Origin of the sequence: Mesorhizobium sp. LHD-90 (genome assembly GCF_030929505.1) — a bacterium.
Classification (GTDB): Bacteria; Pseudomonadota; Alphaproteobacteria; order Rhizobiales; family Rhizobiaceae; genus Kumtagia.
The window spans coordinates 280,981-302,778 of the sequence record NZ_JAVFVV010000002.1 but is presented as its reverse complement, the minus strand read 5'-3'; the positions used below and the strand labels follow the sequence as shown (position 1 = coordinate 302,778).

21 protein-coding genes and 1 pseudogene are annotated in these 21,798 nt (G+C 64.9%); 13 read left to right on the top strand and 9 right to left on the bottom strand.

Features of this window, described 5'->3' with window-relative positions:
• Nucleotides 1-100: 100 nt before the first annotated feature.
• The 3 genes from RB623_RS03635 to RB623_RS03625 all read right to left on the bottom strand — a co-directional run bounded on the left by RB623_RS03635 (nucleotide 101) and on the right by RB623_RS03625 (nucleotide 4,347).
• Nucleotides 101-865, bottom strand: a complete 765-nt coding sequence (locus RB623_RS03635; RefSeq protein WP_308055391.1) for a 4Fe-4S dicluster domain-containing protein — start codon at nucleotides 863-865, stop codon at nucleotides 101-103.
• Nucleotides 862-3,711 (bottom strand): molybdopterin oxidoreductase family protein, encoded by a 2,850-nt coding sequence (locus RB623_RS03630; RefSeq protein WP_308055390.1) that lies wholly within the window; start codon nucleotides 3,709-3,711, stop codon nucleotides 862-864. Before RB623_RS03630 ends, RB623_RS03635 begins: the two co-directional genes overlap by 4 nt.
• A 204-nt stretch (nucleotides 3,712-3,915) precedes the next feature.
• Nucleotides 3,916-4,347: a L,D-transpeptidase gene (locus RB623_RS03625; RefSeq protein ID WP_308055389.1), complete on the bottom strand. Its 432-nt coding sequence runs from the start codon at nucleotides 4,345-4,347 to the stop codon at nucleotides 3,916-3,918.
• A gap of 197 nt (nucleotides 4,348-4,544) precedes the next feature.
• On the opposite strand from RB623_RS03625, the gene RB623_RS03620 reads away from it, so the two are divergent.
• Nucleotides 4,545-5,822: an acetylornithine deacetylase/succinyl-diaminopimelate desuccinylase family protein gene (locus RB623_RS03620; RefSeq protein ID WP_308055388.1), complete on the top strand. Its 1,278-nt coding sequence runs from the start codon at nucleotides 4,545-4,547 to the stop codon at nucleotides 5,820-5,822.
• On the opposite strand, the gene RB623_RS03615 is transcribed toward RB623_RS03620, so the two are convergent.
• Nucleotides 5,819-6,541 carry a hypothetical protein gene (locus tag RB623_RS03615; RefSeq protein WP_308055387.1) on the bottom strand — a complete coding sequence of 241 codons (723 nt, stop codon included), beginning with the start codon at nucleotides 6,539-6,541 and terminating at the stop codon, nucleotides 5,819-5,821. The genes RB623_RS03620 and RB623_RS03615 overlap by 4 nt on opposite strands.
• A gap of 81 nt (nucleotides 6,542-6,622) precedes the next feature.
• Nucleotides 6,623-7,132 (bottom strand): OsmC family protein, encoded by a 510-nt coding sequence (locus RB623_RS03610; protein WP_308055386.1) that lies wholly within the window; start codon nucleotides 7,130-7,132, stop codon nucleotides 6,623-6,625.
• A gap of 209 nt (nucleotides 7,133-7,341) precedes the next feature.
• On the opposite strand from RB623_RS03610, the gene RB623_RS03605 reads away from it, so the two are divergent.
• From RB623_RS03605 to RB623_RS03585, 5 genes are all read left to right on the top strand, one after another.
• Nucleotides 7,342-8,823 carry an ABC transporter substrate-binding protein gene (locus tag RB623_RS03605; RefSeq protein WP_308055482.1) on the top strand — a complete coding sequence of 494 codons (1,482 nt, stop codon included), beginning with the start codon at nucleotides 7,342-7,344 and terminating at the stop codon, nucleotides 8,821-8,823.
• Nucleotides 8,824-8,991: 168 nt separating this feature from the next.
• Nucleotides 8,992-9,936, top strand: coding sequence for an ABC transporter permease (locus RB623_RS03600; RefSeq protein ID WP_308055385.1), 945 nt, complete (start codon nucleotides 8,992-8,994; stop codon nucleotides 9,934-9,936).
• Nucleotides 9,936-10,808 (top strand): ABC transporter permease, encoded by an 873-nt coding sequence (locus tag RB623_RS03595; RefSeq protein WP_308055384.1) that lies wholly within the window; start codon nucleotides 9,936-9,938, stop codon nucleotides 10,806-10,808. The genes RB623_RS03600 and RB623_RS03595 overlap by 1 nt, the downstream gene beginning before the upstream one ends.
• Nucleotides 10,805-12,559 (top strand): dipeptide ABC transporter ATP-binding protein, encoded by a 1,755-nt coding sequence (locus tag RB623_RS03590; RefSeq protein ID WP_308055383.1) that lies wholly within the window; start codon nucleotides 10,805-10,807, stop codon nucleotides 12,557-12,559. The genes RB623_RS03595 and RB623_RS03590 overlap by 4 nt, the downstream gene beginning before the upstream one ends.
• Before the next feature lie 8 nt (nucleotides 12,560-12,567).
• A complete protein-coding gene (locus tag RB623_RS03585) occupies nucleotides 12,568-13,032 on the top strand; it encodes a GNAT family N-acetyltransferase (protein ID WP_308055382.1) in 465 nt (154 codons plus the stop codon).
• Between the two features lie 10 nt (nucleotides 13,033-13,042).
• Here RB623_RS03585 and RB623_RS03580 read toward each other — a convergent pair whose 3' ends face one another.
• Nucleotides 13,043-13,474, bottom strand: coding sequence for a TerB family tellurite resistance protein (locus RB623_RS03580; RefSeq protein WP_308055381.1), 432 nt, complete (start codon nucleotides 13,472-13,474; stop codon nucleotides 13,043-13,045).
• Between the two features lie 146 nt (nucleotides 13,475-13,620).
• On the opposite strand from RB623_RS03580, the pseudogene RB623_RS03575 reads away from it, so the two are divergent.
• The 4 genes and pseudogenes from RB623_RS03575 (at nucleotide 13,621) to RB623_RS03560 (ending at nucleotide 16,320) form a co-directional block, all read left to right on the top strand.
• Nucleotides 13,621-14,405 (top strand): annotated as a pseudogene (locus tag RB623_RS03575) (TSUP family transporter).
• Between the two features lie 161 nt (nucleotides 14,406-14,566).
• Entirely contained in the window at nucleotides 14,567-15,382 is an 816-nt protein-coding gene (locus RB623_RS03570) for an AraC family transcriptional regulator (RefSeq protein WP_308055380.1), read from the top strand.
• Between the two features lie 78 nt (nucleotides 15,383-15,460).
• Nucleotides 15,461-15,889, top strand: a complete 429-nt coding sequence (locus RB623_RS03565; protein ID WP_374121626.1) for a VOC family protein — start codon at nucleotides 15,461-15,463, stop codon at nucleotides 15,887-15,889.
• 5 nt (nucleotides 15,890-15,894) lie between these two features.
• Complete coding sequence (locus RB623_RS03560; RefSeq protein ID WP_308055379.1) at nucleotides 15,895-16,320, top strand: cupin domain-containing protein; 426 nt, start codon at nucleotides 15,895-15,897, stop codon at nucleotides 16,318-16,320.
• A gap of 24 nt (nucleotides 16,321-16,344) precedes the next feature.
• Here RB623_RS03560 and yghU read toward each other — a convergent pair whose 3' ends face one another.
• Nucleotides 16,345-17,247: a glutathione-dependent disulfide-bond oxidoreductase gene (gene yghU / locus RB623_RS03555; protein WP_308055378.1), complete on the bottom strand. Its 903-nt coding sequence runs from the start codon at nucleotides 17,245-17,247 to the stop codon at nucleotides 16,345-16,347.
• Nucleotides 17,248-17,456: 209 nt separating this feature from the next.
• On the opposite strand from yghU, the gene RB623_RS03550 reads away from it, so the two are divergent.
• The gene (locus tag RB623_RS03550) at nucleotides 17,457-17,738 is read left to right on the top strand and encodes an acylphosphatase (protein WP_308055377.1); all 282 of its coding nucleotides are present in this window, start codon (nucleotides 17,457-17,459) and stop codon (nucleotides 17,736-17,738) included.
• Between the two features lie 234 nt (nucleotides 17,739-17,972).
• On the opposite strand, the gene RB623_RS03545 is transcribed toward RB623_RS03550, so the two are convergent.
• Nucleotides 17,973-18,872, bottom strand: coding sequence for a VOC family protein (locus RB623_RS03545; protein WP_374121625.1), 900 nt, complete (start codon nucleotides 18,870-18,872; stop codon nucleotides 17,973-17,975).
• A 197-nt stretch (nucleotides 18,873-19,069) separates the two neighbouring features.
• Here RB623_RS03545 and RB623_RS03540 point away from each other — a divergent pair, with 197 nt between their 5' ends.
• On the top strand, nucleotides 19,070-19,624 hold the full coding sequence (locus tag RB623_RS03540) for an alpha/beta hydrolase (RefSeq protein ID WP_308055375.1): 555 nt from the start codon (nucleotides 19,070-19,072) through the stop codon (nucleotides 19,622-19,624).
• Nucleotides 19,625-19,631: 7 nt separating this feature from the next.
• The gene (locus tag RB623_RS03535; RefSeq protein ID WP_308055374.1) at nucleotides 19,632-20,711 is read left to right on the top strand and encodes an FAD-binding oxidoreductase; all 1,080 of its coding nucleotides are present in this window, start codon (nucleotides 19,632-19,634) and stop codon (nucleotides 20,709-20,711) included.
• Nucleotides 20,712-20,803: 92 nt separating this feature from the next.
• Here the strand turns inward: RB623_RS03535 and RB623_RS03530 are convergent, their stop codons facing one another.
• Nucleotides 20,804-21,775, bottom strand: coding sequence for an AraC family transcriptional regulator (locus RB623_RS03530; protein ID WP_308055373.1), 972 nt, complete (start codon nucleotides 21,773-21,775; stop codon nucleotides 20,804-20,806).
• Nucleotides 21,776-21,798: the final 23 nt, after the last annotated feature.

The window sequence follows — 21,798 nt, the reverse complement described above, 5'->3', positions numbered from 1 at the left end:
GGTGGCCGAGCGAAGCGAGGTCGGATGAGGGGTGTTCCAGCTTGACGCTTGCGATAGATCGAAGCGAACCCGTGGGCCAGGCGCTTTGCATGTTACCCATTCAAATCCGGTCCAGCATACCGTCGAGCCAGGCGAAGAAGCCGCTGGCGCCGGTGGTGTTTTCGGCCAGCAGCGCGCCAGCGCTGGCGGCAAGCGGCTTTCGCGGACGCGGCGGCAGATATTTGTTGACGGGGCGCGTGCCCTGCTCCGGCATGAGGTCGATGCCGCCGCGCTCGGCGACCATGATCGACACCGCCGAGGATGGATCGGCAAGGTCGCCGTAGTGCCGGGCATTGGCCGGGCACGTCCGCACGCAGGACGGCACGCGGTCCACTTCCTGAAGCGTCTCGTTGTAGATGCGGTCGACGCAGAGCGTGCATTTCTTCATGACGCCGGCGGCAAGGTCCATCTCGCGCGCCCCATAGGGGCAGGCCCAGGCGCACAGGCCGCAGCCGATGCATTTGTCCTCGTCGACCAGCACGATGCCGTCCTCGCCGCGCTTGTAGGAGGCGCCGGTCGGGCAGACGGTAACGCAGGGCGCGTCGTCGCAATGCAGGCAGCTTTTGGGGAAATGCACGATGCGCGCCTCGCCCGCCTCGCCGATCACCTCGCCGCCTTCCGGCACAACCTCGAAGGAATGGATGCGATTGAGGAAGGTGCCGGAAACATTCGGGCCGTAGGGGTCCTGGTCGGACAGCGCGGCGCCATAGCCGCCGGTGTTCCACTCCTTGCAGGAAACCACGCAGGCATGGCAGCCGACACAGACGTCGAGATCGATGACCAGGCCGAGCTTTTTGGCGCTGCGTTCGGTGGGAAGGCTGGTCACTTCGCCCACTCCTGCCCGTAGCGCAGCTCCGCCGGGATGTCCTCGCCGCGCCGCAACCGGGCGACCGCGGAAAAGTGCGGCTGGCTCTCGACGCCAGGCTCCGCTTTCTCGATGCGGACGCGCAGATCGTACCAGGCGGCCTGGCCGGTGATCGGGTCGGAGTTCGACCAGCGCAGCCCATCGCCCTTCGGCGGCAACAGCTCGTTGATAAGATGGTTCATCAGGAAACCGCGTTCGGCTTCGGGCACCTTTGGGTCGAGCGCCCAGGCGCCGCCGCGCTTGCCGATCGCGTTCCAGGTCCAGATTGTCGAGGAATTCACCGCTTCCATGCGCTGGATCTCGACTTTTATGCGACCGTGGTTGGAGGTCACCCAGACCCAGTCACCGTCGGCAAGCCCGTGCTCGTCGCAGATGGCGCCCGGCACGTAGAGCGGATTGCGGGTGTGGATCTGGCGGAGCCAGGCGTTCATCGAGCCCCAGGAATGGTACATGGCCGCCGGCCGCTGGGTGATCGCGTGATACGGAAATTCTTCACGGTCCACCGCAGCTTCCTCGAACGGCCGGTACCATATCGGCAGCGGATCGAACGTTTCGAGGATGCGCGCGCGGTGCGTTTCCGGCGCAATCGGCTCGCGGACACCTTCCGCCGACAACCGGAATTTCTGCAGCGATTCCTGGTAAAGCTGAAACGTCACCGGCTGCGGCTGGTCGAAAAAGCCCATGCGCACCGCAAAGTCCTGATAGGCCTTGTTGGCGTGCTTGAAGAATTGCGCCTCCAGCGGGATGTGGGCGGAGAAAAAAGAACCGTTCTCGATGTAGCGCTTCAACTGCTCGGGATTGCTGGCGCCGCGTCCGGTGCGATCCCCTTCCCTGCCGCGAAAACCTGCCAGCGGGCCGATGCCGGGCCGCCGCTCGTGGCGGACGATATAGTCGGCATAGTTTTCGTAGATCGGTTTTCCGCGGTTATCGACGAAGGCCGGCAGCTTCAGCCGCGCGCCGAGATCGAGCAGCACGGACTGGAACCCGCGCACGTCGCGGTCGGGCTCGACAACCGGCCAACGGATGGCGTCCTGCACCGCGTCGGGTTCGGAAATGGGCCGGTCGAGCATCGAGATGCAGTCGTGGCGCTCCAGATAGGTCGTGTCGGGCAGCACGAGGTCTGCATAGGCCACCATCTCCGAGGCATAGGCGTCGGAATAGATGATTTTTGGGATGCGGTATTCGCCGGTGGCCGGATCCTTGTCCTCCAGCATTTTTATGACGCCCGCCGTGTTCATCGACGAATTCCAGGCCATGTTGGCCATGTAGAGGAACAAAAGATCGACGGGGTACGGATCGCCGGCATGGGCGTTGGCGATCACCATGTGCATCAGGCCGTGCGCGGAAAACGGCGCGTCCCAGGAAAACGCCTTGTCGATGCGGGTCGGGTTGCCGTCCTTGTCGATCAGCATGTCCTCCGGCCCGCGCGGAAAGCCGAGATGCGGACCGGACAGCGGCTTGTTGGAGCCGAAATGCTCCGCCTTGCCGTGCGGCGTCGGGTGCGCCTCGACGGGCTTCGGGTAAGGCGGCTCGAAGCGGAACCCGCCGGGGCAGTCGATGGCGCCGATCAGGACCTGCAGCAGGTGCAGCGCGCGCGCCGTCTGGAACCCGTTGGAATGGGCGGAGATGCCGCGCATCGCATGGAACGAGACGGGCCGGCCGACAAAGCCGTCATGGCGGTTGCCGTTAATGTCGGTCCAGGGCTGGTCGAGGAAAATCGCCTCGTCGAAGGCGACCCGCGCGATCTCGGCGGCGAGACCGCGGATCACATCGGCCGCAACGCCGGTCTCGGCGGCGACCGCTTCCGGCGCGTATTTCGGATCGAGGTATTTTTCGGCCAGATGCTGGAAGGCCGGGCTGGCAAAACGACCGCCAGGGAGTTCGACGCGGCCGGACAGCGCCGCGCGTGCACCCTGCGTGCCGAGCAACACCACCCGCTCGGTGACGCTTTCGAAGATGAGCGGCTTGCCGTCCGCGTCGCGGGCAAACAGGCCGTGGTCGGCCGAACCCGGCTGGTCGATCACCAGCCATGTCGCATTGGTGTAGCGCACGATGTAGTCGACATCGATCTTCCGCGCTTTCAGCAATTCGTGGATGACCGAGAGAATCAGCAGCCCGTCGGTGCCGGGCCTAATACCGATCCAGTTGTCGGCGATTGCCGAATAGCCTGTGCGCACCGGATTGACCGAGACGAAACGCGCGCCGTTCTTCTTCAGCTTCGACAGGCCGATCTTGATCGGGTTGGAATCGTGGTCTTCCGCCACGCCGAACAGCACGAAGAGTTTGGTTCGGTCCCAATCCGGCGCGCCGAATTCCCAGAACGCACCACCAATGGTCATGATGCCGGCAGCAGCCATGTTGACCGAGCAGAAGCCGCCATGCGCGGCATAGTTGGGCGTGCCGTACATCTGCGCCCAATAGCCGGTCAGCGACTGCGACTGGTCGCGACCGGTGAAGAAGGCGAGTTTTTTGGGATCCTTCTCCCGCACCTCGCCCAGCCAGCGCGTCGCGGTTTCCAGCGCCTCGTCCCAGGAGATTTCCTGAAATTGCCCCGAGCCGCGCGGTCCGACGCGCTTCAGCGGCGCCTTCAGCCGGGCCGGCGCGTAATGCTGCATGATGCCGGCCGAGCCCTTGGCGCACAGCACGCCGCGATTGACCGGATGGTCGCGGTTGCCCTCGATGTAGCGGATCTTGCCGTCCTTGATGTGGACGTCGATGCCGCAGCGGCAGGCGCACATGTAGCAGGTGGTCTTGCGGACCTCGTCGGAGACGGGTTCCGAAAGCGCGACCCGTGGCTTAGCCGGCATTCCTTACCCCTCGGCCTGGCTGGTCATCGATGGACCTTCTGCCCGACAATCTCTATCGGTCGCACACGGGGAAGAAAATGCTCTAAAGCGTCAATCCCTAGCAAATTTTGTATAGACAAAACCCATGCCGCGGAAAATGCAACATGGGCCTGGCTGCTTTTTGATCCGACGCGCTGCCGCCGTGAATGTCCGAGACGGGTCAGGTCAATTGGTGACGACGATCCGCGTGTTGCCAGGTCCGAACTGCTTGACCAGCGAATAGAAGGTCGCGGCATTGGCCGTCGCCAGGCGCACGCAGCCATGCGACGCCGGGCGGCCGAGCGACTTCACGTATCCGGTGCCATGAACGGCATAGCCGCCATAGTAGAACACCGAATAGGGCATCGGCGCATTGTCGTATTTGCGGGAGCGCCACATCTTGTGAAGACGCGTCGGGCGCCAGCTTCCGCGTGGCGTAATGTATCCCTTGCGCGCCGTGGAAACCTTCCAGACATGGATTACCTGACCGTACCTGGATACCGTCATGGTCTGATTGGCAACGTCGACCCGAGCAACGAGGCTCGCGGCGAGACTTGGGCTGACACCGCCGAAAAGCAAGCCGCACAACGCAACGGCAATCAACGCAGACTTACGCATACAACCCACCCTCATCATCATGGCGCTATTGCACCATCATCGCCTTAGCCGTCGTATCATGAAGACTTTGAGTAATTTACCAAAGTCAATGCGCACATTCGATCAATTCCGCGCGATCTGCATCAGCACCGCCATCCATCCAGGGTTGTGGCGCCACCCGCTTGCCAAACCGCCTCTCCGCCTGCTCAAATTGGCGCATGACCGACAGACTGATCGAGGCCGTGGCCGCGCGCCGCGACGAACTCGTTACCCTCACCATAGAGCTGATCCGTTTTCCGACGGTAAATCCGCCGGGCGAAGCCTATACGCCTTGCGCCGAACATCTCGGCGAGCGGCTGCGCCGGCGCGGCTTTTCGGTCGAATATGTGCGCGGGCACGGCACGCCGGGTGATAACGACCGCTATCCGCGCACCAACATGGTGGCGCGGATCGAGGGCCGGTCGCCCGGACCGACGGTGCATTTCAACGGCCATATCGACGTGGTCGAGCCAGGCAACGACTGGACGATCGATCCTTTCGCCGGCGTGGTGAAGGACGGGCGCGTCTACGGGCGCGGCGCCTGCGACATGAAGGGCGGGCTGGCGGCGGCGATCGTCGCGGCCGAGGCTTACATCGAAATCAATCCGGATTTCCCGGGCGCTATCGAGATATCAGGCACGGTCGACGAGGAATCCGGCGGTTTCGGCGGCGTCGCCTATCTGGCGTCGAAGGGCTATTTCTCCAAACCGCGCGTCGACCACGTCATCATCCCCGAACCGCTCAACAAGGACCGCATCTGCCTCGGCCATCGCGGCGTCTGGTGGGCCGAGATCGAGACCAGGGGCGAGATCGCCCACGGCTCGATGCCATTTCTCGGCGATTGCGCGGTGCGCCACATGGGCGCCGTGCTCGACGCCTTCGAGGCCGAACTCTTCCCCCTGCTCGAGACCAAGCGGACGCGCATGCCCGTGGTGCCGGAGGGTGCGCGGCGATCGACCCTGAACCTGAACTCCGTGCATGGCGGCCAGACCGACGACTTCAAGCCCGGCCTGCCTTCGCCCAATGTGCCGGACTCCTGCCGGCTCACCATCGACCGGCGCTTCCTGCTGGAAGAAGATCTTCACGACGTGAAGCACGAGGTGGTGTCGATCCTGGAGCGGCTGAAGCGCGAACGGCAAAAGTTCGACTATACGATCCAGGACATCATGGAAGTGCGACCCATCATGACCGACCGTGATGCACCGGTGCCCAGCGCGCTGGCGCAAGGCATACGCGCGATTTTCGACCGTGAGCCCGACTATGTGATTTCACCCGGCACCTATGACCAGAAACACATCGCCCGCATCGGCCATGTCTACGACTGCGTCGCCTACGGCCCCGGCATCCTCGACCTCGCCCACCGGCCGGACGAATGGGTCGGCATCGACGACATGGTGCAGTCGGCACAGGTCATGGCGATCGGGCTCGACCTGCTGCTGCGGGGTAGAGCCGGTTAGCCAGTTTCAACCGGCGATAAGAACCGAATGAACGCATCGCCTATCGTCGTGGTTCGTTTTTCCATAAGCCCAGAACCGCTCATAGTAACGTTAAGGCCGCCTTCAACAAGCTTCTCTCGATGCAGATCATCATAGATAACTGGAATTGCATCTCTGGCTATTTCGCCGTTTGAAAATGCCGCCTCCATCATATCCGAGAGGCCACCCATGCTGACTCTCTCCATTTTCGCAACGGCACTTGGATTCGCTTTCGGGTTCTGAAGAAGCCTCAGCATAAGGACATGGCCGGGCGAAAACTGCTCAATAAATGAGAGAAATCGTCCAGCAACCGCGTCGTCCACCATAATCCCCGAGACCGCGTTCGTCGCCGCATCAATGAGATGCTGCTTTTTGGCTTCCGAACGGGCACTTCGAAACTTATCGCGAATGTCGTTGATGAGCCCTTCGAAGTAGGGGTTGTCGTGCAGTGCTGCAATATCAAGCTGCTGCCGCTTCTGGAGATCCTCGACGGCACGGCCGAGTCGATCGAGGAACTCTTCTTCGCGTTTTCGATACGGATCAAAACCCAGTGACTGCATCAACTTCTGCAGCCCGGCCCCAGCACCCGGAATTGAGGCAACAGCCGCTTCAAGCACATCATATGTGTATGATTTGGTGTCTCTCTGCGGATAGCTGCCGATCTTCTCGACATCAGTCGAAGTAGTATCGGATGGACTCACGATAGGCTCCCGTCGCAACTTCAGAACAAAAGCAGAACCTACGTATTGTGTCAAGGCGCTTTAAATGAAACCGAAAGCCCTCTAGCTCTTCCTTGCCGTCACCGACAATTCCGGCCGCTGGTTGAGCGTTTGGAACACCACGCAATAGCGTTCCGTCAGCTTGAGCAGCGAATCGATGCGCTCCTGCGGCTCGTCGGTGCCAAGCTCGAAGGCAAGCCGGATCGCCCGGAAGCCGACAGGCGCGTCCTTGGCGACGCCCAGCGTGCCGCGGAAATCGAGATCGCCCTCCACCGAGACGGTCGCGCCGGAAAGCTTGAACTCCAGCGCCGTTGCCACGGCCTTCAGCGTCACGCCGGCGCAGGCGACCAGCGCCTCCAGCAGCATGTCGCCCGAGCAGAGTTCCAGCCCGCTGCCGCCGGTCGCCGGATGCAGGCCCGCGACCGCGATGGCGCGTCCGGTCTCGACCTTGCAGGCGATTGCCCGGTCGTCGATCGAACCCTTCGCACGCAGCGTGATCAGCGCCGCCTCCGGTGTCTCGCGATAGGCGTTCTTCAGCGGCGCCTGCTGCGCCTTGAGCGATGCGGCATCCATCGACAGCTCCTCCCTCATATTTGCGGGCCACTTATAGATCATGCAAATCGCCGCCGCACGTCTTGTCGCACCGCGCAAGCGGACCAGCCTTTGCCGGCAAATTGGAATCCCGTTCCCCGTGGAAGCATCGCCGCGCAGCGAAAGCCGATTTACTCCGGCCGGAAATCAGGCTTCTATCCGCCGCATCATCCGACGGAGGGAGCATGCCGATGAAACCGTGGAAGACATTTGCCGCCGCGGCAACGCTGACGGCGCTCAGTGCGAGCGCTGCGTTCGCCGCCCGCGCTGACCTCGTCCTCGGCATGCCGCTGGAGCCGCCGCATCTCGATCCGACCGCGGGCGCCGCGGCGGCGATCGACGAAATACTCTACGCCAACGTGTTCGAGGGCCTGACGCGCATCGGCCCGTCCGGCGAGGTGCTGCCTGCGCTGGCCGAGAGTTGGACCGTCTCCGACGACGGAAAGACCTACACGTTCAAGCTGCACGGAAACGTGAAATTCCACGACGGCTCCACCTTCGACGCCGAGGATGTCAAGTTCACACTCGACCGCGCCCGCGCCGCCGATTCCACCAATGCCCAGAAAGGCCTGTTCGCGGCGATCGACGCCGTCGAAGCGGTCGACCCGACGACTGTGAAGGTGGCGCTGAAGAACCCGCAGGGCTCCTTCCTGTACAACATGGGCTGGGGCGACGCGGTGATCGTGGCGCCGGAAAGTGCGGCCACCAACAAGGAGAAGCCGGTCGGCACCGGCCCGTTCCGGTTCGACAACTGGGCAAAAGGCTCGGCGATCACGCTGGTCAAGAATCCCGATTACTGGGGCGAGCCGGCTTCGCTCGACCGCGCCGAGTTCCGCATCGTGCCGGATGCGGCGGCGGCCATTCCGGCGCTGCTCTCCGGCGACGTGCAGGCGTTCCCCAACATGAATGTCGGCGACGCACTGCCGCAGATACAGTCCGATCCGCGTTTCAAGGTGGTGATCGGCGCCACAGAAGGCGAGACCGTGCTCTCCACCAACAACAAGAAGCCGCCCTTCGATCAACTGAAGGTCCGCCAGGCCATCGCCCATGCCATCGACCGCAAGGCGATCATCGACGGCGCCTCGTCCGGCCTCGGCACGCCGATCGGCTCGCATTTCTCGCCCGCCAACAAGGCCTATGTCGACCTGACCGGCACCTATCCGCACGACATCGCCAAGGCGAAGGCGCTGCTCAAGGAGGCGGGCCTTGAGAACGGCTTTTCGGCGACGCTGAAACTGCCGCCCGTGGCCTATGCCCGCGACGGCGGCCAGATCGTCGCCTCGCAACTGCGCGAGGTCGGCATCAATCTGGAGATCATCCCGGTCGAATGGGCCGACTGGCTGAGCCAGGTGTTCACGGAGAAGAACTACGACCTGTCGATCGTCTCGCACACCGAGCCCAACGACATCGATATCTATGCGCGCAAGGACTATTACTTCAACTACGACAACCCCGCCTTCGACAAGGTGATCGAGGAACTGAACCTCACCTCCGACGACGCCAAGCGCAGCGAACTCTACGGCCAAGCGCAGAAGATCCTTGCCGACGATGCGGTGAATGGGTTCCTGTTCGAACTGCCGAAGATCGGCATCTGGGACGCCAAGGTCGAGGGGCTTTGGGAAAACTCGCCGATCCAGGCGAACGACCTGACGAAGGTCAAGTGGGTGGATTGATGATGCCGGCGTCCCCCTCCCATTTGAGGGGAGGGTCGGCGCGAAGCGCCGGGGAGGGGTCGTTGCGGCAGCGCGGGACGCAAAGATGAAGGTCGAGTACGGCCGCGATTACCCCTCCCGGCTCGCTACGCTCGCCACCCTCCCCTCAAGGGGGAGGGAGATGCCTGCATGACGGCCTATCTCGCCCAACGCTTCTTGATCGCCGTTGCGACCCTGCTCGTCGCCTCGCTGGTGGTGTTCGCCGTGCTGGAGGTGCTGCCGGGCGATCCGGCGCGGCTGATGCTCGGCATCAACGCCACGCCGGACGCCGTCGAGGCGCTGCGCGAGCAGATGGGGCTGAACAGCCCCCGGCCCGTCCGCTACCTCGACTGGGTGGCGGGCATGCTCTCGCTGGATTTCGGCCGTTCCTACACCTACTCCGTGCCGGTGATCGATCTCGTCGCCGAGCGCATCGCCGTCTCACTGCCGCTGGCGCTGATCTCGCTTGTCCTGTCGGTGGCGATCGCCATTCCGGTCGGTGCCTTCGCCGCGCAGCGGCGCGGGCGAGCCGGCGACGCGGTGGCGATGGGGGCGGCGCAGGTGGGAGTCGCCATCCCGAATTTCTGGTTCGCGCTGCTTTTGATCTATCTGTTCGCCGTCTGGCTGAGGCTGGTGCCGGCCGGCGGCTTTCCCGGCTGGAGCGCCGGCGTGTGGCCGGCGCTCAAGGCGCTGTTCTTGCCGGCCATCGCGCTGGCGCTGCCGCAAGCGGCGATCCTCGCCCGCGTCACCCGATCGGCGCTGATCGAGACGCTCGGCGAGGACTATATCCGCACCGCCCGCGCCAAAGGACTGCCTTTCGGCGCGGTGCTGTGGCGGCACGCGCTGCGCAACGCGCTGATCCCGATGCTGACCATTATCGGCCTGCAGTTCTCCTTCCTGCTTGCCGGCACGATCATCATCGAGAACGTGTTTTATCTCCCGGGCCTCGGCCGGCTGATCTTCCAGGCGATCACCCAGCGCGACCTGATCGTGGTCGAAGGCGTGGTGATGCTGCTGGTGGCGACCGTCGTCGTGGTCAACCTGCTGGTCGACCTGTCTTATGCCATCGTCGATCCAAGACTGAGGACCCGGTGATGGACGGCCCTTCCATCACCCATTCCCAGGATGGCTTTTCCGGCTTCGTCGCCCGCGCACTGGCCAGCCGCTCCTTCGTCGTCGGCTTCGCGGTCACGGCGCTTATCGCGCTGATGGCATTGGTCTCCTTTGTATGGACACCCTACGACGTGACCAAACTGGTGGTCGCCGACCGCATGCTGCCGCCTTCGGCCGCACACTGGTTCGGCACCGACCATTTCGGCCGCGACGTGCTGTCGATGATCATGGTCGGCGCGCGCAATTCGATTGCCGTGGCGCTGGTGGCGGTGGGCATAGGCATGGGCTTCGGCGTGCCGCTGGGCTGCCTGGCGGCGGCGCGCGGCGGCTGGCCGGACGAGATCGTCATGCGCTTCAACGACCTCGTCTTCGCTTTCCCGGCGCTGCTGTCGGCAGTCATGATCACGGCGGTGTTCGGGCCAGGCGCCATCAACGCCATCATCGCCATCGGCATCTTCAACATCCCGGTGTTCGCCCGCGTCGCGCGCGCCGGCGCGCTCGCCATCTGGCCGCGCGAGTTCATTCTCGCCGCACGCGCCGCCGGCAAGGGCAAGGCGCGCATCACGGTCGAGCATATCCTGCCCAACATCGCGACGCTGCTGCTGGTCCAGGGCACCATCCAGTTCGCGCTCGGCATACTGGCCGAGGCCGGCCTGTCCTATGTCGGACTGGGCGCGCAGCCGCCGATGCCGAGCTGGGGCCGCATGCTGTTCGACGCGCAGACGCGCATGATGGTGCTGCCGTCGCTGGCGCTGTTCCCCGGCCTTGCCATCGTGATCACCGTGCTAGGCCTCAACCTGCTCGGCGACGGCGTCAGCGATGCGCTCGACCCGAAGCTGAGGCGGCGGGCATGACCCTTCTTGCGATCGAAAACCTGTCGCTGTCGATCGGCGAAACGCCGATCCTGAAGAATATTGGTCTTTCGATCGAGCCGGGCGAGGTGTTGGGGCTCGTCGGCGAATCCGGCTCCGGAAAATCGATGACGGCGCTGGCGATCATGCGGCTGCTGCCTCAGGGCGCGCGAGCGGACGGAAAGATCCTGTTCGGCGGCGAAAACCTGCTCGACGCGAGCGAAGAGGCGATGTGCCGGCTGCGCGGCGACGACATCGGTATGGTGTTTCAGGAGCCGATGACGGCGTTGAACCCGGTCAAGACGATCGGCGAGCAGGTTGCGGAAGGCATTCGCTGGCACACCGGCGCCGGCCGCGCCGAGGCGGAGCGGCGCGCGGCGCAAATGCTGGACCGGGTCGGGCTGTCCTCAGCAAAATTCCCGTTGTCGCGCTATCCGCACCAGCTTTCCGGCGGCCAGCGCCAGCGCGTCGTGATCGCCATCGCCTGCGCGCTGAAGCCGAAGCTGCTGATCGCCGACGAGCCGACGACGGCGCTGGACGTCGTGCTGCAGGCGCAGATCCTCGAGTTACTGCGCGAACTGGTCGACGAGAACCGGATGGGCCTGCTGCTGATTTCGCACGACCTGGCTGTGGTGACCGAGATGTCGGACCGCATCGCCATCATGCGCAGCGGCGAGGTCCTTGAGACCGGCGAGACGGCGCGGACGCTGTCGGCCCAGCAACATCCCTACACGCGGCAGCTTGCGCTGGCCTCTACCCATGTTCCAGCGGGGCGGAGCTTACCCTCCCCCTTGTGGGGAGGGTCGGCGATCCGGCTGAGCGAAGCAAAGCCGGTGAGCCGGGGTGGGGGTATTCGATCACCAGCATCCCGTCTCACGGTCTCCGCTTCGCTACGACCGCTCGCCGACCCTCCCCACAAGGGGGAGGGTAGACACCCCCTTCTCGAAGTCGCCTCCATCACCCGGGATTACCCCGGCCCTCGCCCTTCCCTTTTTTCCAAGGCAAAGACCTTTCGCGCGGTCGACGATGTCTCGTTCAGCCTCATGCCGGGCCGCTCCGTGGCGTTGGTCGGCCGCTCGGGCTGCGGGAAGTCGACGCTGGCCCGGCTGGTGCTGGCGCTAGACAAGGCGACGTCGGGCACGATCCGCTTCATGGGCAAGGACATCACCGGGCGACCCGAGGCGGAGTTGCGGCAGGCGCGCCGCAACATGCAGGTGGTGTTCCAGGACCCATACGGCTCGTTCAACCCCCGGCATCGGGTCGAGCGGTTGGTCGCCGAGCCGCTGTCGCTGGTGGAGCCCGCGCCCGACCCACTGAAGCGGCGCGAATTGGTGGCGCATGCGCTGCATCAGGTCGGACTGAAGCCGCACGACATGCAGAAATACCCGCACGAGTTTTCCGGCGGCCAGCGACAGCGCCTGTCGATCGCCCGCGCCATCATCACACGGCCGAAACTGGTGGTGGCCGACGAGGCCGTCTCGGCGCTCGACGTATCGATCCGCGCCCAGGTCCTCGACCTTTTCGCCGAGCTGAACCGTACGCTGGGCATCGCCTACCTGTTCATCACCCACGACCTGACGGTGGCTCGCGCCATCACCGACGAGGTGCTGGTGATGCATGAGGGCAGGATCGTCGAGCGCGGCACGACCGCCGGCGTGCTCGACAACCCGCAATCGGAGGCGGCGAAGGCGCTGGTCGACGCCGCACCCGACCTGCGCCGGGCGATCTCGCACAAGCTGCGCGAGCAGGGATGACGGGGCGGATGCGGGAAGGCTTCCACGTCAGAACGGCAGGCGAAGGCGACCTGCTCGCTCTGCTCGGCCTCTACCGGCAACTCATCCCAGACGACCCGGAGCTTTCGTTGGACGCCGCGCGCGACATTTTTCGACGGCTCGGCACCTATCCGGGCAGCGCGATTTTCCTCGGCAGCGTCGGCGACGTACTCGCGGCGACCTGCACACTGGTGGTCATCCCGAACCTGACTCGCGGCGGAGCGTCCTACGGGTTGATCGAGAACGTCGTCACCGACGCCGCCCACCGTGGGCGCGGGTTCGGACGGGCCATGCTCGCCGAGGCAGCGGGCGCCGCGTGGCGGTCGGGCTGCTACAAGGTGATGCTGCTGACCGGCGCGAAGGATCCTGCCACGTTGAATTTCTACGAACGCGCCGGTTTCCGGCAGGACAAGACCGGTTTCCAGATGCGTCGCATTCCGCCTCGCAAGGCTTGAGGGGCTACACTCACCCCATCGGGCGGACCACGTCGACCGGGCTCAGCCCCAGCAGTTCAAGCGTGCGGCGAAGCAGCCGCACCTCCCGCTCGGCCAGGTGCGAGTCGGCCTTGGCGATGTCGGCCATGTGGCGGGCGAGCAGTTTCCGGCGGTCGATGTCGAGATCCTGGAAGAGCGCAAGCGCCTGCTGGCCGCTGGTCTCGTAACCGAAATCGTTGAGGAACTCGACGACGCCGTCGACGCTGTCCTCGCTGATGCCGAAGGCATCGCGGCAGATGCGGCGGAACGTCGCCAACTCGCTCTCGCTGACCTCGCCATCGGCAAGAATCATGCGGAAAAGCAGAAGCAGCTCCGCCGACAGCGCCGGATCGTCGGCGACCTTGCGCACGCCGGGGTCTCCCTCGAACATGTTCCTGAACCGCGACAGTAGTCTCTGCTGCATGCGAACTCCCCTGCATCGACTTGCGGTCGGATATCGACAACCCCTGAGCGCCGACAGCCGCCGTTCCGCTCCTTCGTAGCGCGAAATCCGCCTTGCGCAAACTGCCGCCTTGTGGTCGAAGGCGTCAGTTTCAAGTCCCTGCCCGCGTGTTCGACGTTCCCACCGAAATCGTCCTTCTGCTCGCCTTCGCCGCCTTCGCGGCGGGCTTCATCGATTCGATTGCCGGCGGCGGCGGGCTGATCGTGGTTCCGGCGCTGCTGCTCGCCGGTTTTTCGCCGGCCGAGGCGCTCGGCACCAACAAGCTGCAGGGCCTGTTCGGCACCGGCGCCGCCACACTCACCTATGCAGCGAAAGGCCAGGTCGACCTGCGAAAGCAAGCGCCGATGGCACTGATAGCCTTCCTCGGCGGCGGGCTGGGGGCCATGCTCGCCAGCGTGCTGCCGGGCGAGTTTCTGCGCATCGTCATTCCCTTCGTACTTATCGCCATTGCGCTGTTCTTTGCGCTGAAGCCCAACATGGACGACGTCGACCGCGCCGAGCGGCTGAAACCGTTCCTGTTCGGACTGACGATCGTGCCGGCGATCGGGTTTTACGACGGCGTGTTCGGGCCTGGCGCCGGCTCCTTCTACATGCTCGCCTTCGTGACGCTCGCCGGCTACGGTGTGCTGAAGGCGACCGCCCACACGAAGCTGCTCAATTTCGGCTCGAATGTCGGCGGCTTCACCGTCTTCGCGCTGGCCGGCGTCGTCGGCTGGAAGATCGGGCTGATGATGGCGTTGATGCAGATTGTTGGCGCGCGGCTCGGCGCCGGGCTCGCGGTGAAAATCGGTGCGCGGCTGATCAAGCCGCTGCTGGTGATCACCTGCGTGGCGCTGGCCATCCGCCTGCTCGCCGATCCCGCCATCCGCTGCGGGTGATGCTGGGATTTTGACGCGCCGCCTTGCGGCACATGGCGATCGCCCTCGAACCCGGCGGTAATGCCGCGGTTTGACGTTCGAAAAGAGGGCAAGCTGATCTTGTTCCGCCGGCGGCGTTTTGACGGCCGGCCCGCCGGTTGATAGGCTGTGTCCAAGTGCGTCCAGGGAGTTTCGGATGCAGCCGTCGCCACAGCCTCCGCAATCCTCCGGTATCGAACTCGTCGAGATGCGCCCGGCCGGCCCCCTGGAAGGCGTCGTCACGCGCATCACCGGCTACCGCGAAACAGCACGGCAGCATATCAGCATGCGCGAGACGGCGTCGCTGACCGTCCCGTTCATTCTCAGCTTCGGCGAGCCGTTCGCGATCGGCCTCGGGCGTGCGCCGACCGCCGCAGACCGGATCGGCAGCTTCGCTGCCGGCCTGTTCGCCGGCCCCGTGCTGATCGAATCCTTTGGCGCATCGCACTGCCTTCAGATCGACTTCACCCCGTTGGGTGCACGGCGCTTCTTCAAGATTCCCATGTACGAACTCGCCGACCGGATGATCCTGCTGGACGATGTGCTCGGCAATGACGGTCTGGCGTTGCGCGAACATCTCGGCAACACGACGGACTGGAAAAGCCGTTTCGCGCTTGCCGCCGGCTTCGTTTCATCGAGGATCGGAGACGGCTGCCCGCCCTCGGCCGAGGTGCGCGAGGTTTTTTCCGGCATCGACGCCTCGGGCGGCCGGGCGCCGGTGTCACGGCTTGCGACCCGCGCAGGCTGGAGCCGGAAACATCTTGCCGAGCGGTTCCGTGCCGAGATCGGGCTGGGACCGAAATCGGTGGCGCGCATCGTGCGCTTCAACAGGGCGCTCGCCGCCGCGCGCGCCGGTGACAAATGGGCCGACATCGCCGCCGGCTGCGGCTATGCCGACCAGGCGCATCTGACGCGCGAGTTCCGGGCGCTGGCCGGCATTTCGCCCGCCGCCTGGCAGGCAGGTCTCGCCTGAGCAGGTAACATTCCTTCAAGACGCTGCAACCTCGACGGCGCATTGTGGCTTATCGCAACACATCCGCCACAGGAGGACATGATGGCCGAAAACATCCAGATCGAGCCCCCGCGCATCTACCCGACCTTCCGCTACCACGACGCGGCGAAGATGATCGAATGGCTGGAAAAGGCGTTCGGCTTTGCCGTCCACGCAAAATACATGGATGGCGATCTCGTCGCCCATGCCCAATTGACGCTCGGTTCGTCGATGATCATGCTGGGCAGCGTGCGCGACGACGCCTATGGCGCAATGGTCGGCGGACCTGGCCACAATGCCGGCAAGAGCACCTATGTCGCCGTTGCCGACACCGACGCAATCTATGCCAAAGCCAAGGCGGCCGGCGCGAGAATTCTGGAGGAGCCAACCGACCGCGACTACGGCAGCCGCGATTTCATCTGCGCCGACCCGGAAGGCAATGTCTGGTCCTTCGGCACCTATTGGCCGAAGGCGCATGAAAAAGCGTGAGCGCTATGGCGACGACCACCGACACCACGCCGCTCCGACCGCTCGTGCTGGCACCCGGCGAGGGCCGCGCCTACGCCATGCCTGCGATGCGCGTCGTCTTCAAGGCCGACGGCGCCGAGACCGGCGAGCGCTATTCGATCTCCGAATGGTGGGTGGAACCGCATGGCGACGGACCGGGCGCGCACAGCCACGAAGCCAATGACGAGATTTTCTACGTCATCGAAGGCACCGCCTCGGTGCTGGTCGGCGATCGCTGGATCGAGGCGCCACGCGGCTCGTTCTTCTTCATCCCGGCCGGCACGACGCACGACTTCGCCAATCGCACGGAAAAGCCGATGGGCCTGTTCAACGTCTTCGTGCCCGGCGGGTTCGAAGAGAACATGCCGGCGATCGTGAGATGGTACCAGGATAACGCCGCGGCCGGAGCGTAACGGCAGTTCGCCATCTCCCCCGGTCTATCCGCCGGGGAGATGGCGACGCCGGTCAGTCCGTTGCAGCTTGTCCTGGGTCCGGGTTTCGAAGTCGCCGGCGTCGTGGCGTTCCCGCAACTGGCTGGAGGGATGGCCGCTGGTGCGGTTGACCATGCGCCCGCGCTTCACCGCCGGCCGGGCGTAAAGCTGATCGGCCCAGCGCAGCACGTTCTTGTATTCATGCACGGCCAGAAACTCGCCGGCGTCGTACTGCCAGCCTTTCGCCATGCCGCCATACCAAGGCCAGATCGCCATGTCGGCGATGGTGTATTCGCCGCCTGCAACATATTCGTTGCCGGCAAGCCTGCGGTCGAGCACGTCAAGCTGGCGCTTGGTCTCCATCGCGTATCGGTCGATCGCGTATTCGAACTTTTCCGGCGCATAGGCGAAGAAATGTCCGAATCCGCCGCCGACAAAGGGCGCGCTGCCCATCTGCCAGAACAGCCAGGACAGTGTTTCGGCGCGGGCGGGCTGCTCCGTCGGCAGGAACGCGTTGCCGAATTTTTCCGCCAAATACATCAGGATCGCACCGGATTCGAATACGCGGATCGGCGTGGCGCCGCTGCGGTCGAGCAGGGCCGGGATCTTCGAATTCGGGTTCACCTCGACAAAACCGCTGCCGAACTGCTCGCCCTTGCCGATGTCGATCAGCCAGGCGTCGTATTCGGCGCCGCCGTGGCCGAGCGCCAGCAACTCCTCCAGCATGATCGTCACCTTCACGCCGTTGGGCGTTCCCAGCGAATAGAGCTGCAGCGGGTGTTTTCCTACCGGCAGCTCCTTCTCATGGGTCGGGCCGGCAATCGGGCGGTTGATGTTGGCGAACTGCCCGCCATGGCCCTTCTTCCAGGACCAGACTTTCGGCGGCGTGTAGGATTGCGCATCTGACATTTTGGGATCTCGCTTGGACAAGGCTTGGTATCAGGGCGGTCAAGGTCAGATAGGTCGCAGATCGCAAAACCGCCACCATGACGGCATTTGCGCCAACACGAAAGCGCGACTGGCTCAGCCGGCCGCGATCCGAGGAAGACACAGGGAAGAAGCAAGGACCGGACAGTGACTGCCAAGCTTTCGCCACCGTCATCCCTTCTGCTGCCGCCATGACCGCGCAAACCGCCATCCATGCCCGTATCAGCGGCCGCGTCCAGGGTGTTGGATTCCGTGTTTGGACACAGGAGCAGGCGCTGGCGCTGGGGCTTGCCGGTTGGGTGCGCAACGAACGAGACGGTTCAGTTTCCGCGTTGCTGGCGGGACCCAACGAAGCGGTGGCAGCCATGCTCGAAAGGCTCCGCGTCGGCCCGCTTGGCGCGAAAGTCACCGCTGTGACGACGACACCGGCGGACGACAGCCGCACCACCGGCGTCTTCCGCATCCTGAGCTAGATCTTGGCCGGATGTCTGCGGACCACCCGCCCGAACCCTGCGTGAAGTCCGGAATGTTCAGCGTTTTCAACCGCCTGGCGCGGCAGCACCGGCAAATCCGGCCGGCAGGCTTGACGCAAGCCTCGAAAACACGACGCGGCCCGGCTTTTCCAGCGTGATGGGCTTGGCGCCGGTCGTTTCGGCCAAACGAAATTGACGCGATTCGAGGCCGATCTTGTGCCAGCGGCAGATCGGTCAGGCGGCCGCCGGCACGATCCGGATGACGTTGCCCCACGGGTCTTCGTGGACGGATTCCCGGCTCGCGGTCTTCGACCGGAATTCGACGAAGGACAGGCCGGAGCGGTCGGCGTCGCGCTCCTTGGCGCCGGCGCTCTGCCAGGAATTGGCGCCGACGCGGTGGTGGTAGCCGCCAGTCGACAGGAACACAGCGCTGCCGCCAAGTGCGACCACCGTGTCGAAGCCGAGTTCCCGGTTCCACCATTGCTCAGCCTCGGCGGCATTGCCGACGCGCAGATGCACATGGCCGACCATGCTGCCGGCCGGCGCGCCGGTCCATTCGGGCTCGCCAGGCCGCAATTCGCCAAGCAGGTTTTCGACGTCGAGCCGCACCGTGCCGATGTTCAGCGTTCCGCCGTCATAGCTCCAGGCCTCACGCGGCCGATCGGCATAGATTTCGATGCCGTTGCCTTCCGGGTCGGTCAGGTAGATCGCCTCGCTGACAAAGTGATCCGACGCGCCGGTCACCTCGATGCGGCTGTCGATGGCGCGCCGGGTCCATTTCGCCAGATCGAGGCGTGACGGCAGCAGGAAGGCGGTATGGTAGAGTCCCGCCGCGCGCGGGTCGTCGGGTCGCGCCGCCTTGAACTCTTCGATCTCCAGCAGCGGCAGCCCGCCGGCGCCGAGCACGATCGTGCCGGGACGACGCGCCATCTCCTCCAGCCCGACGGCGTCCTTGTAGTAGCCGGCGAGCGTGTTCACGTCGCGCGCCTTGATGCCGACCGTGGTCACGCTCACTGGCGCATCCGCCGCAAAGGGCAAATTTGTCATCATCGTCTCCGCTCGGGAAAAACCCGTAACCGCATCGAGGGCCAAAAACCCGGCCGCGCCGGAAAAGCTGCGTCTCGATATTCGCATGTCATCCTCGCGACCGGCCGTTGTCGTCCCAACATCGGGCTGTCCGGCCGCGCGCGCAAGGCGACGGACGGCGAACACGGTGTTCACAAAACGAGAACGGCCACCCAGGCCAACTGGCTACGACGGTTGACAATCGGATTGGCGCTCTTGCGGGCCAAACATTGCAAGCGCGAGGGCGCGTCGCTAAATGCGGGCGCATGAAAGTCAAGGATGCAGATATACTGATCGTGCCCGGTTACACCAATTCCGGGCCTGAGCATTGGCAGACGCGCTGGCAGCAAAAACTGTCGACGGCGCGCCGCGTCGAGCAGGCGGAATGGTCGAAGCCGGTGCGCGAGGACTGGACGCAACGGCTGGCCAACGCCGTCAACGAGGCCGAGCGGCCGGTGGTGATCGTCGCCCATTCGCTCGGCGTGCCGACGCTCATTCACGCGCTCCCTATGCTGACGAGGCCTGTGGCAGGCGCCTTCCTGGTGGCTCCTCCAGACGTGGCGAACCCGGCGATCCGGCCGAAACATCTGATGACGTTCGGACCCTATCCGCGCGATCCCCTGCCCTTCCCGTCGATCGTGGCAAGCAGCAGCAACGACCCGTTCTGCGCGCTGGAGGTGGCCGAGGACATCGCAGCCGCCTGGGGATCGCTGTTCGTCCATGCCGGCGAGGCCGGGCACATCAACGCCGACTCGGGCTACGGCCCCTGGCCGGAAGGCAGCATGGCCTTCGCGAATTTCATGACGCGGCTGGAAGGATAAACGGTTCATGGCCAAGCAGGTGCTGGTGGTCGGCGCGGGTATCGTCGGGGCGTCGATAGCCTGGCATCTGGCGAAGGCCGGATGTCGAGTTACCGTCATCGACGCCGGCGACGGCGGCGGGCTGGCGACGGCCCACTCCTTCGCCTGGATCAACGCCACCTGGGGTAATCCGGAACGCTATTTCCACTTCCGCCGGCGCTCGATGGCCGGGTGGCGGCGGCTGGAGCAAGAGGCGCCGGGCGTCTCGGTCGACTGGTGCGGCGGCCTCATCTGGGACATGCCAGCCGATCAATTGGAGGCCTATGCCGAGGAGCATGGGCGCTGGGGTTACGGGCTGCGCCGTGTCGGCCGCGACGAGGCGCTGCACATCGAGCCTAACCTGGTCTCGCCGCCCGGTCTTGCGCTGCATATCGCCGAGGAAGGCATGGTGGAGCCGGTCGCCGCCGCCAGGGCGCTATTGGCAGACGCCGTCGCCAGTGGCGCGCTGCTGGTGGCGGCGACCAGAATTCGCGAACTGCTGGAACGCGGTGGCAAGATCGCCGGCGCGGTCGCCGAGGACGGCACAATCCTCGAGGCGGAAGAGACTGTCGTCGCCGCCGGCGTCGGCACGGCGCGACTGCTGGCCACAGTGGGCGCGCGGCTGCGCATGGACACGCCGCCCGGGCTGATCATGCATTCGACGGTCGCCGATCGGCGGTTGTTGAACGGGATGGTGATGGCGCCGGACCTGCATCTACGCCAGACGCGCGAAGGCAGGCTGATCGCCGGCGCCGATTTTGCCGGGGCCGATCCAAAAGGACGGGAGAACGAGATGGCTCGCGACCTGCTCGGAAAGCTCAAGGCGGCGCTGCGCGGGACCGAGACACTCGAGGTCGATTTTTTCACCGTCGGCCACCGCCCGACGCCGGCCGACGGTTTTCCCGCGATCGGCCGCGTTGGCGGCTTCGAAGGCCTGTATGTGACAGTGCTGCATTCCGGCGTAACGCTGGCGCCGATCGTCGGCGAGCTTGCGGCGCGCGAGATTGCCGAGGGCGAGCGTGATGGCGATCTGGAGCCATACGATCCAGGGCGAGCGGAGTTGGTGTAGCAGCCGGGGTTACTGCGAAGCAGCATTCGCCTTGATGAGGGCCAGTGTTGACTGCAGAAGTTCGACTGCGGCCAGTTCGGCCGCCGAGCCCCTTACAGAGCCGCGGCCACCGTCTCGCCCGCGCGAAAATGGCTGGGCGGGGCGCCGATGACGCGCTTGAAGGCGCGGCTGAAGGAGGCTTCCGAATCGTAGCCGAGGCGTTTCGCCACCACGGAAATGCGCATGCGGTCGCGCACCAGCCATTGCCGCGCCTGGTGCATTCGCACCTGCGCGACGTAACGCGCCGGCGTTTCGCCGACTACCGACGCGAAGCGTTCGGCGAAACCGGAGCGCGAGGCGCCCATCAGCCGCGCCAGCGCGGCCACGGTCCAATCGCGGTCGGGTTGGAGGTGGATCGCCGCCAGCACGCGGCCGACATCCGGGCTGCGGACCGCGGCGATCCAGCCGGTGGCGTCGCCGCAGCCCTTTTCCACCCACACCCGGATGATACTGGCGGCCAGCACGTCGGCCAGCCGCGCCAGCATGCCGCCGGCGCCGACACGCTCCACCGTCACCTCGCGCGCCATTGCTTCGAGTAGAAAGGCGATGTTCGGCTCGATGGCGGCGAGTTCGTGCACCCACATCACGTCGGGCATCATGCTGAGCAGCGGATGCAGGCTGTCGACGTTGAAATGCATGCTGCCGCAGAACAGCAGCGTGACCTCGCCCTCGCCGCCGCCGCAGACGTCGAACACGTTGCCGCAGATCGGCTTGACCTCGTACGTCCTTATCGGCAGAGCGCTCACGTCCGGCTGGCTGGCCAGAATGTGTTCGGCGCCGCGCGGCAGAAGCACGGCGTCGCCCTCCTTCAGCTCCACCCATTGCTTGCAGGGCGTGAGCAGCCAGCAGCCGCCCCGGCCTATGAAATGGAAGCGCGCCGCTTCCTGAGCCGGAAACAGGATGCCCCAGGGCGCCGTCATCTGGCAGCGGCCATAATCGACGCCGTCGAGGCGTAGGCCCCGCAGCATCTCGGTTAGCGCATCGCTGACGCCGGACGGCATGGGTTTGGACGAACGGTCAAGCATTTTGGCTTTTCTAGCATGGAAAC

Bases quoted from the DNA above. Each gene is read 5' to 3' on its own strand.
- RB623_RS03580 (WP_308055381.1), bottom strand. From the start codon at position 13,474: ATGCAGCAGAGACTACTGTCGCGGTTCAGGAACATGTTCGAGGGAGAC.
- RB623_RS03570 (WP_308055380.1), top strand. From the start codon at position 14,567: ATGCAGCCGTCGCCACAGCCTCCGCAATCCTCCGGTATCGAACTCGTC.
- RB623_RS03545 (WP_374121625.1), bottom strand. From the start codon at position 18,872: ATGCGAATATCGAGACGCAGCTTTTCCGGCGCGGCCGGGTTTTTGGCC.
- RB623_RS03550 (WP_308055377.1), top strand. From the start codon at position 17,457: ATGACCGCGCAAACCGCCATCCATGCCCGTATCAGCGGCCGCGTCCAG.
- RB623_RS03620 (WP_308055388.1), top strand. From the start codon at position 4,545: ATGACCGACAGACTGATCGAGGCCGTGGCCGCGCGCCGCGACGAACTC.
- RB623_RS03565 (WP_374121626.1), top strand. From the start codon at position 15,461: ATGATGGCCGAAAACATCCAGATCGAGCCCCCGCGCATCTACCCGACC.
- RB623_RS03630 (WP_308055390.1), bottom strand. From the start codon at position 3,711: ATGCCGGCTAAGCCACGGGTCGCGCTTTCGGAACCCGTCTCCGACGAG.
- RB623_RS03600 (WP_308055385.1), top strand. From the start codon at position 8,992: ATGACGGCCTATCTCGCCCAACGCTTCTTGATCGCCGTTGCGACCCTG.
- RB623_RS03605 (WP_308055482.1), top strand. From the start codon at position 7,342: ATGAAACCGTGGAAGACATTTGCCGCCGCGGCAACGCTGACGGCGCTC.
- RB623_RS03540 (WP_308055375.1), top strand. From the start codon at position 19,070: ATGAAAGTCAAGGATGCAGATATACTGATCGTGCCCGGTTACACCAAT.
- RB623_RS03625 (WP_308055389.1), bottom strand. From the start codon at position 4,347: ATGCGTAAGTCTGCGTTGATTGCCGTTGCGTTGTGCGGCTTGCTTTTC.
- yghU (WP_308055378.1), bottom strand. From the start codon at position 17,247: ATGTCAGATGCGCAATCCTACACGCCGCCGAAAGTCTGGTCCTGGAAG.
- RB623_RS03590 (WP_308055383.1), top strand. From the start codon at position 10,805: ATGACCCTTCTTGCGATCGAAAACCTGTCGCTGTCGATCGGCGAAACG.
- RB623_RS03560 (WP_308055379.1), top strand. From the start codon at position 15,895: ATGGCGACGACCACCGACACCACGCCGCTCCGACCGCTCGTGCTGGCA.
- RB623_RS03610 (WP_308055386.1), bottom strand. From the start codon at position 7,132: ATGGATGCCGCATCGCTCAAGGCGCAGCAGGCGCCGCTGAAGAACGCC.
- RB623_RS03595 (WP_308055384.1), top strand. From the start codon at position 9,936: ATGGACGGCCCTTCCATCACCCATTCCCAGGATGGCTTTTCCGGCTTC.
- RB623_RS03535 (WP_308055374.1), top strand. From the start codon at position 19,632: ATGGCCAAGCAGGTGCTGGTGGTCGGCGCGGGTATCGTCGGGGCGTCG.
- RB623_RS03585 (WP_308055382.1), top strand. From the start codon at position 12,568: ATGCGGGAAGGCTTCCACGTCAGAACGGCAGGCGAAGGCGACCTGCTC.
- RB623_RS03530 (WP_308055373.1), bottom strand. From the start codon at position 21,775: ATGCTTGACCGTTCGTCCAAACCCATGCCGTCCGGCGTCAGCGATGCG.